This window comes from Microbacterium umsixpiens (assembly GCF_053543675.1).
The window spans coordinates 4,411-6,309 of sequence record NZ_JBLVOH010000162.1 but is presented as its reverse complement, the minus strand read 5'-3'; the positions used below and the strand labels follow the sequence as shown (position 1 = coordinate 6,309).

2 protein-coding genes are annotated in these 1,899 nt (G+C 65.1%); both read right to left on the bottom strand.

Annotation, left to right across the window (positions count from 1 at the left end):
• Nucleotides 1-19: 19 nt before the first annotated feature.
• The gene (locus ACNPM4_RS15780; protein ID WP_197021065.1) at nucleotides 20-940 is read right to left on the bottom strand and encodes a carbohydrate ABC transporter permease; all 921 of its coding nucleotides are present in this window, start codon (nucleotides 938-940) and stop codon (nucleotides 20-22) included.
• A complete protein-coding gene (locus ACNPM4_RS15775; protein WP_051662632.1) occupies nucleotides 937-1,872 on the bottom strand; it encodes a carbohydrate ABC transporter permease in 936 nt (311 codons plus the stop codon). Before ACNPM4_RS15775 ends, ACNPM4_RS15780 begins: the two co-directional genes overlap by 4 nt.
• Nucleotides 1,873-1,899 lie beyond the last annotated feature (27 nt).

The window sequence follows — 1,899 nt, the reverse complement described above, 5'->3', positions numbered from 1 at the left end:
GGGGGCTGCGGCGTGAGCGTCAGCCCTTCACACCACTGGCGGCGATTCCGGCGACGAACACCCGCTGCGTGACCAGGAACACCAGGAGCGTCGGAAGCGACGCGATGATCGCACCGGCCAGCACCACGTTCTGATACTCGAAGCTCATCGTGTAGGACATGAGCCTGTTCAGGGTCAGGACCACCGGGTAGAGCGCCTCCGAACGCAGGATCGAGAGCGGCCAGATGAAGTTGTTCCACGCATAGACGAACATGAAGACGGCGAGCGTGACGATCGCGGGCTTCAGCAGCGGAACGACGAACTGCCAGACGATCCGGAACTCTCCGGCGCCGTCCATCCTGGCCGCTTCGATGAGTTCGTCCGGGATGTCGCGGATGAACTGCCGCATCAGGAAGATGCCGAACGCGTTCGCCAACCACGGCAGCATCACGCCGAGATACGTGTCGGAGAGTCCCATGCTGTTGACCAGGTAGTACAGCGGCACCAGGGTCACGATCGGGGGCAGGAACATCGTCGCGACGATCGACCAGAAGAGCAGATCGCGCCCCTTGAAGGTGTGCTTGGCGAACACGTACCCCGCAAGGATGCTGGTGGCGAGGACACTGAGGGTGCTGCCACCGGCGATGATGAGGCTGTTCATCATGGACTGCATGAACGGCACTGCCGTCAGCGCGGTCGCGGCCTGATCGAGCGTCGGGTCGGTCGGGAACCAGGTCGGCGGGATCTGGGAGAACTCCGCGGGCGACTTCAGCGCCGAGATCACCAGCCAGTACAGCGGGAACAGCGGCACCAGGGCGACGATCGCCAGCAGCACGTAGAGTCCAGCCGTCGACAGCCGCCGCCGCATCGGAACCGGACGCCGAGAGGCCGGCGCCGTCTTCGGCTTCGGAGCCCGAGGCGGCGTGGAGGTCGGGGTCGAGGTGCTGGTCTGAAGACTCATCGCGTGCGTCCCTTCATGATGATGCCGAGGACCCCGCCGACGGCGATGATCATGAGGAACAGCGAGACCGCGAGGGCCGAGGACTCACCGGCCATGCCGTACTGGAACGCGGTGCGCTGGATCTCGAACGAGACCATGTTGGTCGAGTTCGCGGGCCCGCCCTGGGTGAGGAGGTAGATCGGATCGAACACCTGGATCGAGTTGATGAAGGTCATCAGCACCACGAACACCAGCGACGGGCGCAGCAGCGGGATCGTGATCGACCAGGTCTGACGGACGATGCCCGCGCCGTCGATGCGTGCGGCCTCGTAGAGGTCCTCGGAGATCTGGGTGAGCCCGGCGATGAGCAGGATGACGTAGTAGCCGAGCATCTGCCAGACGTTGAAGATCACGAGCGAGACCAGGGCCCACTGCGGGTCGCTGAGCCATCCGGGCGGGTCTATCCCGACCGCGGCGACCATGGTGCTCAGCGGGCCGTAGCCGGGCGCGTAGATGTTGCTCCAGATGATGACGATCGCGATCGTCGGGATCACATAGGTCGCGAAGAGCAGCACCCGCACGATGCCCTTGCCCTTGAGGCGCGGAAAGTACAGCAGCAGCGCGATCAGCAGGGCGATCGGCACGGTGATGACGATCGACAGCAGCACGTAGAGGGCGGTGTTGCCGAGCGCCTGCACTCTGGTCGCATCGGCGAACAGCCCGGAGTAGTTGTCGAGCCCCACCCACGTCATCTCGGTGATGGGGGTGAACATCGACCAGCGGTGGAAGCTGATCCAGACCGTCATCAGGGTGGGGATGAGGGTGAAGACGCCGATGATGAGCAGCGCCGGGCTGAGGAACAGCGCCGACCAGCGTCGGGTGGAGGCGATGCTCCGGCGCTTCGAGGTGCGCGCGACGGGCGGCGCGGCGGCGGGACGTTCGAGGGTCGTCAAGTCAGGCCTTTCGGGAGGATGGCGGGG

What these genes read in the sequence shown, in the direction of transcription:
- ACNPM4_RS15780 (WP_197021065.1), bottom strand. Translation starts at nt 940, where the DNA reads ATGAGTCTTCAGACCAGCACCTCGACCCCGACCTCCACGCCGCCTCGG.